Raw genomic sequence first — 16958 nt, 5'->3', positions numbered from 1 at the left:
TAGATCAGTGCCACGGCCACCACCCCCGGCGCTTCGGGGCCGCCGCAAGAAGTGCTGTGGCCTGCTGCTTCCATGCGTCTCGATCCGCCATCAGATCATTCGCGATTTCGCGCTCACGGTTGAGCGCTGCCCGCAGTGCCGCATTCTCAGCTTTCAACACTGCAGTTCCAGCCGGTTCCTTTGGTGGTGCCGCACTGATCCATTCAGAACCCGCAAACCCCTGGCCGATCCCCTTCCCCTTCACTCCCTGCCGCATAACGCCAGATATGGAAAAGCTGGTTCAAGAGGAGGAGTTTCCTCTTCGGTTCAGATCGTTACATCAGTTCCATAAAACGGTTCCAGCTTTCGTTTCATGAGTTCTATCTAGGCAAGGAACGAGCGCCGCGCTATCGTCCAAACGGGGTTCATGAACGGTGGAACGATGGAAACTAAACTTACGCTCAGCCGGGCTGCTGACCTGTCCGGCCACAACAAATCCAAGATCCATCGGGCTATACAGAAAGGCGCATTGTCGGCCTCACAGCCTTCACCAGGTGAACAATACGAAATTGAGCGCAGCGAGTTCGAAAGAGTGTTCCCGCCAAAAGAGTGGCCGAGCTTGAACGAGGTTCCAGAACGGCCTCAGAACATCCGTTCTACAGGTAGTTTTGAAACGGGGTTCGATGAGCGTTCCTCTATTCTCGCGGTCAAGCTGGAGGCGACGGAGGTACGGTTGGCTGAGCTTCAGGAGGCACTGACGCGGGAACGGGATAGAGCTGACCGCTTCGAAGACGAGCGCCAACGCCTTCTAGAAGCGCCCCGCACCGAGGTCGAACGTGAGCGGGCTGAGCGTGAGCGTGAGCGCCAGGAGGCTGAGCGGCGGGACCAGGAACGGCGGGACGAGGCGGAACGCCTTAGAAACGAGCTCGAACGAGCCCGGCAGGAACAGGACAGGCTAGCCCGTGAGGCTGACGAGCTCCGGCAAGCGCTGTTGAAACCTCAAAGCTTATGGGCACGGCTGACCGGCCGGTGAGCGGGCAGCACTTGCCCTTGATGGTGCTCATTGTCCTTCCAGCATCTCACCTGTCACCGGGTCATAGAGCCGCCGGGTTGCAGGCAAGTCCGCGTCCATACCGGGCAGAGCTGGCTGAGAGACAGGCGGCAGGCCGTCACCGGAGGGAAGCTGCTGTTCACCGGGAAGCTGTGTCGGAACATGCTTCAAAGGTGTGTTCTGCCCAATGAGGTGCTCTTTGCCCTTCTGTTCGCGCTCAGACAGCACGAGGGTGGCGGACATGAGGCTGCGCCGTATGCCATCACGCGACCCATGCCACGCCACCCGGTCATTGACGACGTAGGCGTTGACGGTCCCGCTTTCGCCCACCTGCCAAATCTCAATCCAGTTTTCGTCTCTTAGGGTGTTCAGAGCACGCTGCACCGTGGGACGTGAGACGCCAGTGGCGTCCTGGAGTTCACGCTGTGAGATGACCACGGCGTTATTTTCGCCCATGCGAGCCGTGAGGATGTGCATGACGGCGGCTGCTTTCGGTGCACGGATAATGAGCTGCGCCCATTCCTCATGAGCTGCCCGTTCGGTCTGAACCCATGTCCCGCGCAGCTTTCGCACTGGTAGCTGTCTAGTCATTTCTTTCCCTGCCCCATTTGATGCAGCCCTGTTCACGAGCTTTCCAATTATGGAACTACACGTTCCATATATGCACGTCCATTGATTTTCAAATTCTGAAAGCTGATGATGCACCCTGCCTCTTCCGGATGATGCAGGGGTGCATCATCTAGATGATGCAGGTCTACCTAAAAAATTGAGCGAAAACGTGAGCTTATTTTTCGCCTTCTTATGATCTACAGGTAGCAACCGGGGCGGGCCGTGTCGGGCGAAGCAGCCCGTCAGGGAGCAAGCGCCGACCGGCGCGGACTGGCCCGGTTTTTACCTGTCAGCAGGCTTTCAGCTTGGGATTACGGTTGTGGGGCGCAGTACAGCTGCCGTGAGAGCGACGCGGGAATGGGGATGATCAGGCAAGAAGGGGAAAGGGTTATCCACAAAGGGCCTAAAAACCGCCGTCCTGCGTGCTGCAACACGGGCAAGATTTGCTTGTGAAATAGGTCTTGGTTCAGTCCTCCGCCCTGGCATGTCTCCGGGGTGGTTACTCACCTCTCCCAGCCACCGTCGCGCTCACGATCGCGCTCGTCTTGCTGACGTTCGGCTTTCTCGCGTGCTTGGCGCTCTTGTTCTGCTGCTCTATCGCGTTCCTGGACCTGTTCGCGGGCATGGCGTTCCGCAGCTTCACGCTCCGTCTGAATGTCCTCGAAGCCTGGTCGGTCGTTCTCGTTGAGAATGTCATCGACGATGTCACGGACCCCCTCCGAAAGTTCGGCCGCCAGTCCAAGGTACTCGGCCTGAAACCGATCCAGGACCTTTTCCCGATCAGACCCGTCGTATCTGGCAACATTGCAGGCAACTTCGAGAACATTGAGGTCTCGTCCAAGCCTGTGGGCCTTGGCTTCGCTGTTGGCTGCACGCAACTTCGCTTCGGCCAGTTCCTGAGCGATGGCATTCCTGTCCCCTGCCAGACGGCCTGCAACGGCCCTCACAGCCTCTGAGGCGACCTCTGAGAGCCTGTCCCGGTATTCGGCATCCGTTTCCGCGCCACGCCCCAGAAACCCGCCTCTGGCGCGCTCTGGAAGCCTCAGGGTCAATGTCTCATTGGCTGTGGCTCGTCCGTAGTAGCTCCTGATGGCCTCATGACGCCTGCCGGACCGCTCGATGCCGCGCTCCAGCTCGTATTTGACCCCAACCCGTTCGGCGAAATCAGTCTGCATGGCGGAGAGCTGCGGCTTGCCGCCGACCAGGGCACGGGCGTTCAGCTTGCCGCGGTCGTCCAGGGGGATCACCATGACCTGCAGGTGCGGGGTGATCTCATCGTTGTGGATCACGGCGGAGAGGATGTTCTCGGCCCCGTGCTTGTCCTGCAGCCAGGTCAGGGCATCGCGCAGGTAGTCCTCGCTCCTGGTCTGGCCCATCTCGGCCATCTTCTCGGGGGAGGCTGTGACCACGTATTCGAGGGCGTGGACGGCGTTCTTGCGGATCTTCTCTGGGGCGCGGTCTTCCCAGAGCCTCATCAGCTCGTCTGCCGTCCTGGCGCCGGCCAGGTGGACGTTGCGGCTGCGGTCCTCTGGCCGGGCGTTCGGGGTGTCGCGTTCACGCAGGTTGTGCTGGGCGGCGGCGGCCATCTTGCCCTTGCCGCTGATCTTGGCGACCCGGAGGATCGCGAAGCGGCGTGACCCGACAGGGGGCCTGGGCAACGAGCCTCCGTTGCGCCGCTTGTCGGCCTCAAACCTGCCCATCACGGCATCCACGGCATTTGCCATCGTCGCGCCCCCCATTTAAGTAAAATGTGCACTCACTAGACAATTTGTCCTACGTCCAAATTATCCGTTTGCCCCTGCCGGGGGAAGGGCACATTTTCCTCAAATGGATCAGCCGTCGCGTCCAGAGCAGGAGAAGCCGCCTGCGGCGGCTCGATCCCCGGCCCTTGCCAGCCTTGTGGGGGCGCTGTGGGCCGGGGATCGGAGGGGCGTGGGGAGTGTAAAAAATTACGTTTGCATTTCCTGCCACGATACACTCCCCACCAAAGGAGAGCGCCCATGCCAGACCAAGACCCTGACCAGCAAAAGCCAGTCGAGGATCAAGCTAACCAGACCCTCGCGCAGAGCGTCAAGGCGCTTCAGGAGCGGGTGAGGAAAATGGGGGTCGTCTTGAATAGATCAGACGACACGGCGTTTATGGACAAGGCATCGGGCGATGAGAGCGGTGACGCAGAAGACTATCAATGAGCCGCCTAGGTAGGAAGACAAGTGGCTGCTCGGGGCGATATTCGCTTCAAAGCTGACTTATTGCTTCCACGATCGTTCGGAATGGTGTTGGCTTTTGCAGGCGCGGAACGTCCGCCAGTTCGGGCGGAATAACATCAGGGTCATAACCGGTGATGAATATGAAAGGCACGTTCCTGGCCTTAAGCAATTGCGCTATATCGAACTTGGGCCCGCCGCCGCCGAGATTGAGATCAAGTATGGCGTGTGTAGGGAGTTCGGTTTTAAGCAGGTCGTGCGTCGTCTCCTGGCTCGGGCATGGCCCCAACACAGTCGCACCGGCCCCACGCAGGGCAGCGACAGTATCGGCAGCTAGATAGTAATCGTCCTCCACGACGAGGATGATCCTGCCGGTCAGGTTGGGTGCTCCAGTCATGTCAATGGTTCCTCCGAAAGTTGTAAGCGGCATTGGCGCGTCGGTCTCGAGAATGCTTTCGGCATCCTGGAGCGGAAACTCTATACGGCAGCGGGCACCGCCAGACTCTATGCTGACCTTGCCCATGCCACCAAGTTCGTAAGGGATGCGCGCTTCAATGAGTTCGCTGCCAAAGCCTCGACGTGTCGGCGGCGGCTGTGGTGGCCTGCCTTCCTCGACCCAGTCTATAACTAGCCATGGGGAGCCGCGTTTCTCAAACTGAGACCAGTGCACCGTCAGCCTGCCTTCTGGCACGGAGAACGCTCCATATTTAAGAGCGTTTGTTGCCAGTTCATGAAAGGCGAGCGTTAGCACCTCCACTGCTTTTGGTGAGAGTATGATGTCGGGCCCGATCAGATTGAACTGGTGTGGATGATATGCCTGGACCTGGACTTCGCCCTCTATGATGTCGCGCAGGGATCCCCCTGCATTGGCTTCCCGTGTCAGCAGCGCTTGAACCCTCGCCAGGGCGAGCATGCGGCCTTCAAGTGCTTGCCGGTAGTCCTCGACGCTCGAGGCACCCACGGCGCTGCGATTGCCGATTGATCGGATTAAGCCCATGATGTTGCGTACGCGATGCTGGAGCTCGGCGAGCAAAATGCCCTGATGCTCGGTCAGCTGTTTTTGTTCGGTGATGTCTGATGAGATGCCGGCCAATCGAGATACGTCCCCTCTTTCGTCGAACAAGGGAAACCCGACACTGCGGATCCAGCGGAATTGCAGGTCAGATGGACGCTGGATGCGGAATTCATGAACGACGGACTCGCCGGCCTTCACGCGTTCGATATACCCAAATGTTTCGTCCCGGTCCTCTGGTACGATCAGAGCCGGCCAAGCCATCGGATCGGCCGTCATCGCCTCGTTACTAAGGCCATAGATAACTTCCATGGCGTCGCTGGCATATTGAAGCTTTAGCGTTTTAGCGTCCCGTATCCACAAACCGTCAGAAGATGCGCGGCCGAATTCCCTGAAGCGTTCCTCGCTAATGCGTAATTCGTTTTCAGCGCGTTTGTGGCTGTCGATATCGATGTTGATTCCGACCCATTTCTCAATATGACCCTCCGAGCCAAACCGGGGAGCGGCACGAACATTTGTCCAGCGCCAACCGTTACCCGGCACGCGAAGTCGAAAATCGGCATTGACGGGCGCTCGCGCGGCGATGGCCTCCCGCCATTGTTGTTCAGCATATGCGCGATCGTCGGGATGGATCGCATCAAGCCAACCATAGCCTAGCCACTCTTGCAGGGACTGGCCTGTATATGCCCGCCAACTTGGGCTATCGGCGACAACCATACCGTTTGCGTCCGTCTCCCATACAGCCTGCGCCCAACTCTCGATCACAAGCCGGTGCCGTTCTTCACTGTCGCGAAGCGCCATCTGAGCCCGCACTAACTCTGTTGTCTCGATCCCAGTTATGAACAAGCCAGCAACCGTACCGGTCTCATTTCGCAGTGCGCTGTAGGAAAATGTAAACCAAGCAGTTTGCTTAGGACCGCCGCGGTCAGGAACCATGGGAACATCTTCGCCCCGTTCGGGTCGGCCCGTAGTGAAGACCCGTTCGGCAATGCCACCGACTATACCCCACAGATCCGGCCAAGCGGTTCGAGCCGATGTCCCAAGAAGACCAGGATGTTTGCTGCCGTTCACGTCAATGGCGGGATCGTTGTAAAATTGGACTAGATCTGGACCCCACCAAACATAGGAAGGAAAGGAAGCGTCCAGAATCAAATCCACAGCAGCTCGAAGAGCTTGTGGCCAGTCCGCGGATGAACCCAAAGGTGTATTCGACCAGTCGAAGTCGCGTATGCGCGCGGCCATCTCGCTTTCAGGAGTAGTGGGCCAGTTATCGGTTGTTTTTGCTTCAACCATGGCGATCAAATTCCCCAGTCTAGCTTCTCTGCAACCTAGACTAGATGGTTTGGGATGTCATTAAAGGGAGGACTTTGTTTGAATTGGCACTGCGCTTTAATGCACTAGGATGCTTGCGTCGGTTTCAGGTAGCATACGATCTTTGCGATGAACCCCGGCGTCGTTGCCCACAACCCTTGGCTGGCTTTTTCGGGAACATGAAGGGAAGTGCCCAGTTTCGAGGTGATGACGTACATACCTCCTTACCTGATTGCGCTCGCCCACAGGGTGGAAGATCCTCTGCGCCAAGTGCCTCAGAGGCGCGACAAGAACCCTGCTTGTTCACCGCTCAGCAAGACGAGCTGCACGCAGAACTGGAACAGCTAATCGAGGCTGAGTGGAAGAATTCATAGGACAACCGGCGCGCGCCCGAGACGCAACCCACTCGACAACCCGCTGAGGGGTGTGCCCACATCTGGACATAGCCCTATCACAACCCTGGCGCGATCGACCGTGCCGGGGTTTTCCGCCTCATAAGACTCGTGCTGAACCTTTTTGCTCCAAAATTTAGAACATCTTCTTTGGTAAACCATGTGGCTACCAGAATGTGAATTTCTAATGCTGCTAATTATTTTATATGGGAATATTGCTCTTGCAATAAAAATCAGAAGCAATAAGATGCCTGCTTAATAGATAATGACCTGTAATATATGGAAGCCGCATGATCCTCAATCGATTGATTTACTCATCATATCACGGCGGAATAGAAATTGAATCTATCGGGAAAATATTAGACGTCTCTCGTGCAAACAATAGGCGCGAAGACATCACCGGATCGCTGATTGTGGACAGCGAGGATTTCGTACAATTACTCGAAGGCAGTCAAACGGCTATTGCTAATTGCTTTATGCGAATTACGCTAGATAACCGGCATCGCAATCTAAAAATTCTCTTATCAGAACGTCTCGACATTAGATTATTTAAATCGTGGAGTATGCATCTACTGCACATGTCACGCATCAAAGAAGAGGCTATGTCTGCATATGGTCTGGATGGAATTTATAATTTTGCCAACTTGCCGGCTGATGATGTGATTAGGATATTCAAGCGTATTTCTGCAGGAAATGCCGAAAGAATAGTCTCGGCAGAGAACTGCGAAGTGCCGAAGAGTTTATTAATGTAAAAATGCGAATTTATTGATTTTATTAATGGCAGTTTATTTATTTATAATAAACGAAATACATATTTTTAATTTTATATCAAACTGCATCAGACAGGCGCTGAGAAATATTTTCTCTATCACCAAGGGTGAGGCATGGGAATTCTTGAGGCCTCGGAAGAGTACGCTTCACGTCATTAATTCCAAAATACAAATCTAGATCAAAACTGCCATTTTCTTTAAAAATTGGCCCTCGAAGACTCAGAATTCTAAAGAAATCAGCGCCAATAATCGTCATATTATCACCTCCCTAAAAACAACTTAAAGTTGATTCTATGGTGCTCACATTACCACAAAAGTTTAGTTGGTCGAGCCGCTTTACCAGTTGAGGCTAATCTCGAGGAGGTCTTGACCCCTCTCCGCCGCCGCTGATCCTGAACTTAAAAATACGCAACCCCCGGGCGATGTCTCGCCCGGGGGTTGGTTCGTGTCGTCGATATTAGGTTTTATGCACCGCGCCCGGCGGTTGAACGGCCCTGAACCTCGGCATAGGCGCGCAGCGGCCCCACCATCCCCTCCAGACCACCCCCGCGGGCCGCGCAGAGCGCCGCCAGCTGGCGCAGGCGGTCCGGAGTCATCCGATCCACCAGATCCAGAAACGGTTCGTCATCCTGGACAGAGGCAGCGGCAAAAGCGCCGGGGGCGTGGTGCATCGTCGGTCTCCATTTGGACAAGTTGTCGGGGGTCAAGAGTCGCCGATATCATGATATTTGGCGCCCGCGCGTCCGGTCGAAAAAAATATCGGGATCCCCCATGGCTGATGCAAAAGAGGTGCAGGTTCTGGTCCGCATGCCGGCCGCGATGGCCGAGCGCCTGGACGCCTCTCGGCGCCAGGCCGCGGATCTGCCATCCCGGCCCGAGGTGATCCGCAGACTGATCGAGCAGGTCCTGCCCAACACAGCCTAGAACGGCCACCAGCTCGTGGGAACTTTAGGCCGGTGCCTCGCTTTGATAGGCTGGTCAGGCTCCTTTAGCTGCCAAGTCCTGACGACCCCGGCGCGAGAGATCGCACCGGGTTTTTTCGTGTCACAACACCCCCAAGTCCGCCTTGTTGAATCGCTGGACCCATGAGCCAGCCGGACACGTTGTGCATCGCTATGACGGGTTAGCCATCAGCAACCTGAACCCATCACAATGAGGCGAATATGGCACTTCTTGAAGCGACGTTCGAAACGCGGCGCGAGGCGGAAATGAGCATCGAGCGGTTGGTGCAAGAGTTCGGCCTGGACCGAAAGGCCATCGAGATTGTGGCAGACGGCGCGTTGAATAGCGCAGGAGAAGACACGTCCGGAGGGGACAATGCCTCCGACTCTCCAAGTCCCTCTGAACGTGAGGACGCAGCGCTTAACGACCGGATCAGGGTATCGGTTAACGTGGACGACGCCGCTGAGGCGCAACGCGTCCGCGACGCGTTCTCGGAGTTCGGCGGCGATCGGTCCTGATCGCTAAAAATCCCCATGAGCGAGACCACAGGGATCGAGCGATTGGGGAGTTTTCTGGCGTGCCGTTGACGCCGTTGTGCGTCTCCATCTTCCGATGACTTCTGCTGCGTCTTTTGGTTTTCTTGCCAAAGCGTAACGCAGCGAAATGGAACGAAATGAAACGAAGTGAAGTGAAGCCCTAGCAGGGTGTCAGGTGCAACGCCATGAAACCTCACCCTGACCTTGACGCTCTGTGCTCGCGCCTTACCAGTGAAATCACATTCGCAGATCTAGAGGTTCGTGCTTGCCAGGCATGGGTAGCTGAGGCGGCCCGCCGGTTGGCAGAGACACAGGCAGATCTAGCCGACGCGCGCCATCGCGTGGCGGAGGCGCGGGCGATCCTTGTCCGGGTCGATCTGACACTTCAGATCCAATCAAAGGCGTGAACTTACGCCCGCCAGTTCGCTCACTGCGAACTCTTTCTTAGCGGGAACCGAACGCCGATTGCTCGCGTTTATGGGATGTTCATGAGGCGTCCAGTTTTTTATTTCTGACAACCCCGGCGCGAGAGATCGCTCCGGGGTTTTCGGTGTCGTAAAACTCGTCCATGTCGAGGGTCCCGAAAGCCTAATGCCTGGTACCTGTTTCGCAGCCATCATCAATAAATACTTAAGGAAGCCAATGAACTCTTTACCAAAAATTGGTACGCTTTGGATTGGGGGAAAGCTTCCAGACATTGAAAGGCTCTGCATTTCCTCAATGGCTGGAAATGGCCATGAAGTAACCCTCTACACATACTCTGATGTATGTGCCCCCAAAGGGGTTATCGTGGAAGATGCTTCCTTTATAATACCAAAGAAAGATGTGTTTACCTACAAAAAGACCGGCAGCTACGCCACATTTGCAGACTGGTTTCGATTGCGTATGATAGCGATGACGGGGAAGGTGTGGTTAGATGCCGATGTGGCATTGCTTAAGCCTTTCAACCCAGCAGATGAGTATTTTTTTGTTGGAGGAACCCACAAATCTTTTGGTCACTCTGTCAATAATTACGCCATTAAAATGCCCGCAAATAGCGATATATGCAAAGATGCGCTAAGCTATTTCGACAGCCCTATGAAATTCTTAAGATACATGGCTTGGCATAGATCTGTGCGTATTTCTGCAAATCGGGCCATTACAGGTTCGTGGGATCTTTCTAAATTTCGGTGGGGCGTCTTTGGCATGGGAGTGCTAACAGACCTCGTTAAGAAGCACCGGCTAGATAATTATGTACACTATAATGGCGAGAAAATTGTTGAAGGCGTTTCTTCAATTATATCGCCAATGGATTCCAAGTCTCTCTCCTCAGTGGAAATCGCGCATTTTTTCTCATCATGTCTGGCAAATAAAGATATCTACAGCTTCAGATCCGGCCAGAGTTCAATCTACGAACGATTGAATAACCTTTACAGCTAAGTGCTAGGAGGGCAGCTCCTTCCCACAGCTTGCGGAAGCCTTGCGCCGGACACAGGACGATCAAGTTTCGCATCATTAAAAGCACAATCCGTGCGCGACCCCACGCGGTCTCAAGATCCGTGTCATAAGACCTGTTCAAAAATTTCCATGTATGTCGCTCCAAGCCGGGCAAAGAGGCGCAAGGTGGGCGGCCAAGTCTTTCTAGATACGCGCCACGCATCCACCGGCGCGACGAAAGCATTAAGTCTCCTTTAAGGTTCAAAACGATAGTAGATCGAGCGTTGCACAAAGTTCGTCAGGACTAATGTGAAAAGAGTCTTTCGTACCTTCCCCAACCAAAAAGGCATAGCGCATCTCTAAGGCATCAGTAAAATCTTTCCATACATTGTTGAATCGATAAGGATGCTGAAGAACTAGAAACTTCGCATTTGGCGCACAACTTAGAAAGCCGTGCGCAAGACCACTTCCTTCCACTCCAACAACTATGCCTGCATCACGGCATCGCATAATAATGCTCTCTATCGAGTCATTGGTCGGATCAATAATTTCAAAGCCTAAGCTAGATAGCTTTTCCTCAATTTCTTGCTCATTAGCTAATAATCGAGCCGCCCCACTGCCACGTCGACGCAAGAATACTCCATGGCCTATACGTGATCCTGGGGTATCTCGTAGTTGCAGGCGCAATTTTATTAGTCGATCGCGGCGATGCCCTGTCATACCCCAATCCTGAAACACCCAAGCTTCGGCTACGCGGGCTTTTGTCAATACTGGTGCTTCTATATTTAATCGGGTTCGATATGCAGCCGCATGTGGCCATGTCCTAGCTGCTTTTGCAGGAGCCCGAAATACTGGGCCAAATTCATTTGCCAGAAGTGTTGTGGCGCTGTCATCTACAACGTGATGGCCAAAGTATTGGGAGCCCACCAATGAGGATGGAAAAGCAGCTCGAGTAAGATGCTTTGTTTTTTCAAAGGAGATTAAGGACTCTCGTTCTGGAACTTGCGGCTCGCGCGCGTTACCGGCAAAAATAACTCCATTTATATACCATGCATTTTTTAGTAAAAAGGCGCGGGTTGGTGTATGGTTTATTTCACCGGAAGTTAAGCGAGAAGCTTCATAATCTAGACTTGTATCTGACTGTACCGCCCTAATCCGGTCTATCTGCGCGGGTAAGCTGATGGCTGCGAGCCTCTGATTTTTCTCTTCAGGCGCGAGAACAAGAATCTCGGCAGCGGCATCCTGAAGTTTCTGAAAAAACCCAATTCGTTTACGAAAGCGATGTACAAGAGGCAAAAGAGTCATGTTTGACCTTAGAATAAAACCATAGCATAGCGACAAGATAGGACCGTAATACCTGTCTTTATGCTGGTCTTTTTGGATGGAATCTCGGATTTTCTGAGATCCGGTCTGTGACGGGATCAGGTTTCGACGGCCGTACTCTGTATGCGCCGTTCCCGCCCCATCGTGATTTCGCTTGCGGTTCAGGTTCTTGGTGCGCCCGGCTGGCGCTTTGGCCTTCGTGAGTGCTCAGAATGAGCTCACTGGGGACTCCCGGATGAGCTCATTGTGAGGGGCTGGGGGTGGCGGCATAGGCCCACGGCATCAACGCATCGATGTCCTTGTCTAGATGGCCGTTGGCGAGCCTGGTGAAGAGATCACGCAGGTAGGCATAGGGTTCGACGCCGTTCATCTTGCAGGATCCGATCAGGCTGGCGAAGCGCGCCCACGACCGGCCGCCCTCATCGTGGCCGGCAAAAAGCGCGTTGCGGCGGTTCATGGCCGGGCTGCGGATGGCATTCTCGACCAGGTTGGAGTCCATGTCGACATGGCCATCCTCGAGGAAAAGCCGGAAGCCGTCCTGGCGCCTCAGCATGTATGCGAGCGCGACGCCGAGGTCGGATTTGCGCGAGATGCGTGCGGCCTGGGCGGCCAGCCAGGCGAAGAACTGATCCACCAGAGGGCAGGACAATTCCAGGCGAACCGCCCGGCGATGAACGGGGTCCGCCCCGCGGATGACATCCTCGACCTTGTAGAGCGCTGCGATGCGCACCAGCGCCTCGTCGACGATGGGCGAGCCCTTTTTCGGCTTGGCCTTGATCAGCTTGCGCCGTCCATGGGCCCAGCAGAAAGCCAACCGCAAGGGATCGCCGCCCGTGCGCTTTGGTGTGGCCAGGTGGGTATAGGCGCCATAAGCGTCAACCTGGATCGTGCCATTGAAGCCGGTCAGTATCTCATTGGCATAGTCGCCCTTCCGGCCGGGGCGATAGTGGAACACCACCCCCGGCGGTGCGGGGCCGTTCCAGCCCCGGTCATCGCGCAGCACCGCCCAGAGATAACCGGCCTTCGTCTTGCCTCGCCCGGGGTCCAGCACGGGGGCGGTGGTTTCGTCGACATAGAGCCGGGTGCTGCCCTGTTTCAGCAGCACCGCCATGCGGTCCACGACCGGGGCGATCAACGCACCGGTCCGACCCATCCAGTCGGCGAGGACCGATCGGTCGATCGGCACACCGTGCCGCGCCATGACCACGGCCTGGCGGTTGAGGGGCATGTGTTCGGAATGCTTGGACACCGCGATCTGCGCCAGGAGCGCCTCGGTGGGCCAGCTGCCCTCCAGAAGATGCGCTGCAGCTCTCGCCTGAACCACGCCCGTACGCCCTTTGGGACAGGCGTATTTCGGGCGGACGGAGACGATCACCTGATAGCGTGCCGGGATGTAATCCAGGCGCTCGGTTCGGTCCTCCCCGATCCGGACCATGTCGCCACAGCCGCAAGGGCAGACAATGCTGTCTGGCTCGATGACACGCTCGACGCGTGGTAGATGCTGCGGCAAGGAGCGCGCCTTGCGCTTCTTGCCCGGCACCTTCTTCTCGGGATCGGTCTCGCTGGCCGAGATCTTCGCCTCGACCGCGGCAATCTGTTCCTGGGTTTCGGCGATGGCGGCTTCCAGATCCTCCAGCGCCAGCTCGAGCTGTGCAGGGTCCAGCTTTTCCGATTTCGGCCCGAACTTCGCATGCCGGTATTGTCCGACCTGGCCTTCCAGCTTTTCGATCAGGGCCTTCAGTTCGGTGATGAAGGCGTCCTTCTCGGCCCCCACCGCCTGTTCATGCTGACGCGCCGCACGCTCCACCGACAGCTCGAACTGCGCGGCCTCGAACGCCTTCACAACCTCGGGCGGAAGGTCTGGAAACAGGCTGAGATCGAAGGGCTGCGACATGCGGATTCATAGCCTTTCCGGACAGGAAAGACCAATAAAACAACGCTACAACAGCCGAGTAAATCACCCCGCTGCAATGGGTGGAGCAACCCGCTGCGCAACGATCCGGCGCCAGTCCAGACCTTCGAACAATGCCTCGTGCTGGGCTCGCGACAGCCGCATTGTCCCGTCCTGAACCTTCGGCCAGGAAAAGCTGCCCTGCTCCAAAACCTTGTAAACCATCACCAGACCTGTTCCGTCCCAAACCAGAATCTTCAGCCTGTCGCCGCGTTTCGAACGGAACACGATTGTCACCCCGGAATGCGGATCGAGCTTCAGCTCGGTCTGCACGATCAGCGCCAGGGCGCGATGGCCGCAGCGGAAGTCCACCGGCCGCGTCGCGATCAGGATTGGCTGGCGTTGTCCCGCGACAATCATGCCGATCCTCGCAAAGCGCGCGCCACTGCTGCTGCCCGCTCTACCGGAACATCGCCTGGAACCCGCAGCACCAGATCGTTGCCGATCTCGATCGTGATGACCCCGACGGTCCGTTCGGGATCCGCAGACAGACCGACATCCTCAGGCTCCACCGAAACCGGCACAAAGGCTGGCAAAGCGTCAGACGCCACACCGGCCATGGCGTCAGCGGGCAGGACAAGACGGCCCTTGCGCGCCTGACGCCGCCAATCTGAAAGCTGATGCGCTGCCAGATCATGCCTACGCGCCACATCCGCCACCCGCGCCCTCGGCTGAAAGCTCTCGGCCACAATCCGCGCTTTCACATTATCCGGCCAGCGCCGATATCCACGTGTCCGCCGCACAACCTCGATGCAGCCGTCAAACCCGTCGCCGCCATCCGCCATCTTCATCTCCATCTGAATGCTCAGAACGAGACTCGCCGCTCGGCCAGCGTCGGGAAACCGCAGAAATCAATGGGGCGGGGACGGCGCATACCGTACTCTCACAACCCCCGCGAAAGAAACCGTGCGGGGGTTTTTCGCCGCATAACAACAATTATCAACACTACCACGAACGGCAGCAAACAGCATAGGCATAGCAAACCATGACTACCGATCGGGCGGAGACGCTGTGCCAGATGGTGGCAGGCGGGGAGCATGCACGACCAATAAAGTAGAGGAAGATGCCGTAGCTACAAGTAATCCTTAAGCCCCTTCAAAGAGCGTTTTTCCAAAACTGTCCTATAAATTTCAAGTGTATATGCTGCTTTGCGCTCCCACTTATACAGCGTTGTGGCATAGGTTTTGGCACGTTCTGTGATCGCTTGAATATCTTCATTCCCCTGTACGCAGGCTTCCATCTTCTGGCGGCAGGTAATGATCATTTCTTCCCTACTCGCCAGGGGAATGCGGATCCCTCTGCCCTTTGCGGCCAGATCCGCCGGCGCCCCGTATTCGGCGACAATGCAAGGAATTCCGGAGGCCATGGCCTCGATTACCACGCCTGCCCCGAGTTCCCGGATCGATGGGAAGACAAAGGCGTCGCAGTCCCGCATAGATTGAGCTACATCAGACTGAGTTTTGCGACCCTCGAAAAAAACTTGGTTTTCGGCGCCGGCGCTCACAACCAGTTTTTGTAGGCGGCCAAGCTCGGGCCCGTCCCCAACTATATGCAGGCGATGCAACCGAAGAAGGTGTGAGCTTATAAAGGCCCTAATGGCGACTTCAGGAAGCTTATAGGGCACAAGCCGCCCGGCATAGAGGAACCGGTAGGGAGCGCTTCCTGAAAAAGCAGGGCGCCGCCCCTCGGCATAGAAAATTTGCGGATCAAAGCCGATTTCGGGCATGGGAATGACCCGGTCAGGATCGGCATCTGAAAGATCGCGAACCGTATGTTCAAAGGCTGCCAGAACTGCCGAGGCGCGGCGATAGGTCCGCCGGGCATAAGGCAGGAACTTATAGAGATCCCTCAGCTTCCTCAGCCTTTCACGCTCGCGCTTCTGCTCCTCAGCAAATTGAGTTGGCCAATCCAGGTTGCCGTTCAGTGGGCCTATTACGAAAGGCAGGTTGCCCCGGCCCGCGATCCAAGACGGGAGCGTTGGCGACATTGGTGTGATTCGGTGGACAAGGTCGAAAGCCCCTGCTTTCATATCCTTTCTAAAGCGCGACCAAGTCTGCCGTTCGAAGAACAAATAGGGAGGATAGGCCATTATCTGATTGGTCGACCAAGCTACCTCGGAACCGCCCCGCAAGCGACTTGCTAGCCGATACATGGGAGCCGCGAGCCATTCATTGTCAATGTAGTGAATACTGCCGGTCATTTCGCCGGTCATTTCGATGTTCTCGCGGTTGCGGATGTGAGTAACCAAAGTCATGTCAACAACCTGCCCCAAAGCGCGAGCATACTTGTAGCCAACGACCGGCAGCGACGGCCAGTCAGGATTGCAGCTTTCGGCTAGGACAAGAACACGTAAACGGGACACACAATATCCTTTGCCAACATCGGAACAGGCAGAGCAACGGCATCGAGAGCGAGATCACGGTTGGAAGCATTGATGGTGGGGGCAGCCGTCACCTCAGCTGTAAAACCAACAAAAAATAAGAACCCCCAGCAAGGTAAATAAGAAAGCTGCAATCAAATACCACTGTAGCAGAGCAACTAAATTATTTGCCCCTTTCACTTCGCGGGGGATAAGGCACTTCGCCTCTGATTGGAGGTTAAAATGTTTCATATCAGCTTTCGATGGCCGATAATATGAAATTTCAGGTTCTTCGTGATGATTGTATTCGCCGACCGGAATTTTCCGGGAGCCACCCGCTCCCTTCCTTTGCTCTGAAGCAGTATCATCCTCGGGCATGTCAAATTCTCATGGAAATTTAAAAAATTCTAGCATGATGTCAGGACTACAATGCTGTTGTTTCCGGTGCAGGCAAAACTGGAACAGTAGAGTTTTGCGTTTCTGCCTATTACCTAGGCTGGCAGGGTAGCTGGGTGCAGATAGCGGAGAATTTGGAAGGCTAACTTCGCCGCGTCGCCGCTCTACCCCTCATAGATAGAGCGGCTTTGGGGGCGAAGAAGAGCGACGTTGGCGGCGGATCAAAATAGTGCGAAAGCCAAAATGCCATTTTTTTTCCCCTTCCGAAGACCCCGAACATGACAACCGCCGCGTGATCAGATTGGACGGAGTTGTCCGGGTCATAACACCTGCTTACGGAAACAGCAGGGGCTGGAGGTTGAGCCGGGGCGTCAGGTTGCCTGGGCTTCCCAAGCTGCAATCCGGGTGCCGAGGGAAATCATATAACGCGCCGCAGGGCTGTGGAGATCGGCAGGGTTCAGACTGCCATCCATCACTGCGTAGATGGCCGTGGCCATCTCAAAACAACTCGTGGAGGTGATTTGGGGCGCCTCGCGGAAGGTGAGGAAATAATTCATCACGGTGTTGAGCTGATCCTCTGTCAGGCCAACTGATCGGAACATAGCCCGGTACTCATCGGTGTTCATAAGCCACTCTATCACCTGCAAAGGCAGGAGAATGAAGGGAGTTGATCATGCTTGCAAGAAAAGCCGAAGGTTGAGACAAAC

18 protein-coding genes are annotated in these 16958 nt (G+C 55.8%); 6 read left to right on the top strand and 12 right to left on the bottom strand.

Features of this window, described 5'->3' with window-relative positions; translation table 11 throughout:
* Window positions 1-406: 406 nt before the first annotated feature.
* Window positions 407-1012, top strand: coding sequence for a hypothetical protein (locus E4191_RS16030; protein ID WP_139615514.1), 606 nt, complete (start codon window positions 407-409; stop codon window positions 1010-1012).
* Window positions 1013-1039: 27 nt separating this feature from the next.
* On the opposite strand, the gene E4191_RS16025 is transcribed toward E4191_RS16030, so the two are convergent.
* A complete protein-coding gene (locus tag E4191_RS16025) occupies window positions 1040-1621 on the bottom strand; it encodes a GntR family transcriptional regulator (protein ID WP_139615513.1) in 582 nt (193 codons plus the stop codon).
* A 521-nt stretch (window positions 1622-2142) separates the two neighbouring features.
* Window positions 2143-3363: a MobV family relaxase gene (gene mobV / locus E4191_RS16020; protein WP_176562755.1), complete on the bottom strand. Its 1221-nt coding sequence runs from the start codon at window positions 3361-3363 to the stop codon at window positions 2143-2145.
* 276 nt (window positions 3364-3639) lie between these two features.
* Here mobV and E4191_RS16015 point away from each other — a divergent pair, with 276 nt between their 5' ends.
* Window positions 3640-3828, top strand: coding sequence for a hypothetical protein (locus E4191_RS16015; RefSeq protein ID WP_139615511.1), 189 nt, complete (start codon window positions 3640-3642; stop codon window positions 3826-3828).
* A 46-nt stretch (window positions 3829-3874) separates the two neighbouring features.
* Here E4191_RS16015 and E4191_RS16010 read toward each other — a convergent pair whose 3' ends face one another.
* Window positions 3875-6148, bottom strand: coding sequence for a PAS domain-containing protein (locus tag E4191_RS16010; protein ID WP_228461772.1), 2274 nt, complete (start codon window positions 6146-6148; stop codon window positions 3875-3877).
* 700 nt (window positions 6149-6848) lie between these two features.
* Here E4191_RS16010 and E4191_RS16005 point away from each other — a divergent pair.
* Window positions 6849-7310, top strand: coding sequence for a BLUF domain-containing protein (locus tag E4191_RS16005; RefSeq protein ID WP_139615510.1), 462 nt, complete (start codon window positions 6849-6851; stop codon window positions 7308-7310).
* Window positions 7311-7386: 76 nt separating this feature from the next.
* Here the strand turns inward: E4191_RS16005 and E4191_RS16000 are convergent, their stop codons facing one another.
* On the bottom strand, window positions 7387-7584 hold the full coding sequence (locus E4191_RS16000) for a hypothetical protein (protein ID WP_139615509.1): 198 nt from the start codon (window positions 7582-7584) through the stop codon (window positions 7387-7389).
* Window positions 7585-7792: 208 nt separating this feature from the next.
* Entirely contained in the window at window positions 7793-7999 is a 207-nt protein-coding gene (locus E4191_RS15995; protein WP_139615508.1) for a hypothetical protein, read from the bottom strand.
* Window positions 8000-8099: 100 nt separating this feature from the next.
* Here E4191_RS15995 and E4191_RS15990 point away from each other — a divergent pair, with 100 nt between their 5' ends.
* The 3 genes from E4191_RS15990 (at window position 8100) to E4191_RS15980 (ending at window position 10225) form a co-directional block, all read left to right on the top strand.
* A complete protein-coding gene (locus E4191_RS15990; protein ID WP_228461770.1) occupies window positions 8100-8252 on the top strand; it encodes a ribbon-helix-helix protein, CopG family in 153 nt (50 codons plus the stop codon).
* A 239-nt stretch (window positions 8253-8491) separates the two neighbouring features.
* Window positions 8492-8788 (top strand): hypothetical protein, encoded by a 297-nt coding sequence (locus tag E4191_RS15985; RefSeq protein WP_139615507.1) that lies wholly within the window; start codon window positions 8492-8494, stop codon window positions 8786-8788.
* Window positions 8789-9448: 660 nt separating this feature from the next.
* The gene (locus E4191_RS15980; protein ID WP_139615506.1) at window positions 9449-10225 is read left to right on the top strand and encodes a hypothetical protein; all 777 of its coding nucleotides are present in this window, start codon (window positions 9449-9451) and stop codon (window positions 10223-10225) included.
* 258 nt (window positions 10226-10483) lie between these two features.
* On the opposite strand, the gene E4191_RS15975 is transcribed toward E4191_RS15980, so the two are convergent.
* From E4191_RS15975 to E4191_RS15945, 7 genes are all read right to left on the bottom strand, one after another.
* Entirely contained in the window at window positions 10484-11527 is a 1044-nt protein-coding gene (locus tag E4191_RS15975) for a glycosyltransferase 61 family protein (RefSeq protein ID WP_139615505.1), read from the bottom strand.
* Window positions 11528-11786: 259 nt separating this feature from the next.
* The gene (tnpC, locus tag E4191_RS15970) at window positions 11787-13439 is read right to left on the bottom strand and encodes an IS66 family transposase (protein ID WP_139615504.1); all 1653 of its coding nucleotides are present in this window, start codon (window positions 13437-13439) and stop codon (window positions 11787-11789) included.
* Window positions 13440-13502: 63 nt separating this feature from the next.
* A complete protein-coding gene (gene tnpB, locus E4191_RS15965) occupies window positions 13503-13856 on the bottom strand; it encodes an IS66 family insertion sequence element accessory protein TnpB (protein WP_139615503.1) in 354 nt (117 codons plus the stop codon).
* Complete coding sequence (gene tnpA, locus E4191_RS15960; protein WP_139615515.1) at window positions 13853-14281, bottom strand: IS66-like element accessory protein TnpA; 429 nt, start codon at window positions 14279-14281, stop codon at window positions 13853-13855. Before tnpA ends, tnpB begins: the two co-directional genes overlap by 4 nt.
* 287 nt (window positions 14282-14568) lie before the next feature.
* Window positions 14569-15858 carry a glycosyltransferase gene (locus E4191_RS15955; protein WP_139615502.1) on the bottom strand — a complete coding sequence of 430 codons (1290 nt, stop codon included), beginning with the start codon at window positions 15856-15858 and terminating at the stop codon, window positions 14569-14571.
* A 93-nt stretch (window positions 15859-15951) separates the two neighbouring features.
* Window positions 15952-16233 carry a hypothetical protein gene (locus tag E4191_RS15950; protein ID WP_139615501.1) on the bottom strand — a complete coding sequence of 94 codons (282 nt, stop codon included), beginning with the start codon at window positions 16231-16233 and terminating at the stop codon, window positions 15952-15954.
* 389 nt (window positions 16234-16622) lie between these two features.
* Entirely contained in the window at window positions 16623-16877 is a 255-nt protein-coding gene (locus E4191_RS15945; protein ID WP_139615500.1) for a hypothetical protein, read from the bottom strand.
* Between the last annotated feature and the right edge of the window lie 81 nt (window positions 16878-16958).

Origin of the sequence: Paracoccus liaowanqingii, from assembly GCF_004683865.2 — a bacterium.
GTDB lineage: Bacteria > Pseudomonadota > Alphaproteobacteria > Rhodobacterales > Rhodobacteraceae > Paracoccus > Paracoccus liaowanqingii.
The sequence above is the reverse complement of the archived record's forward strand: the minus strand, read 5'-3'. Positions and strand labels throughout refer to the sequence as shown.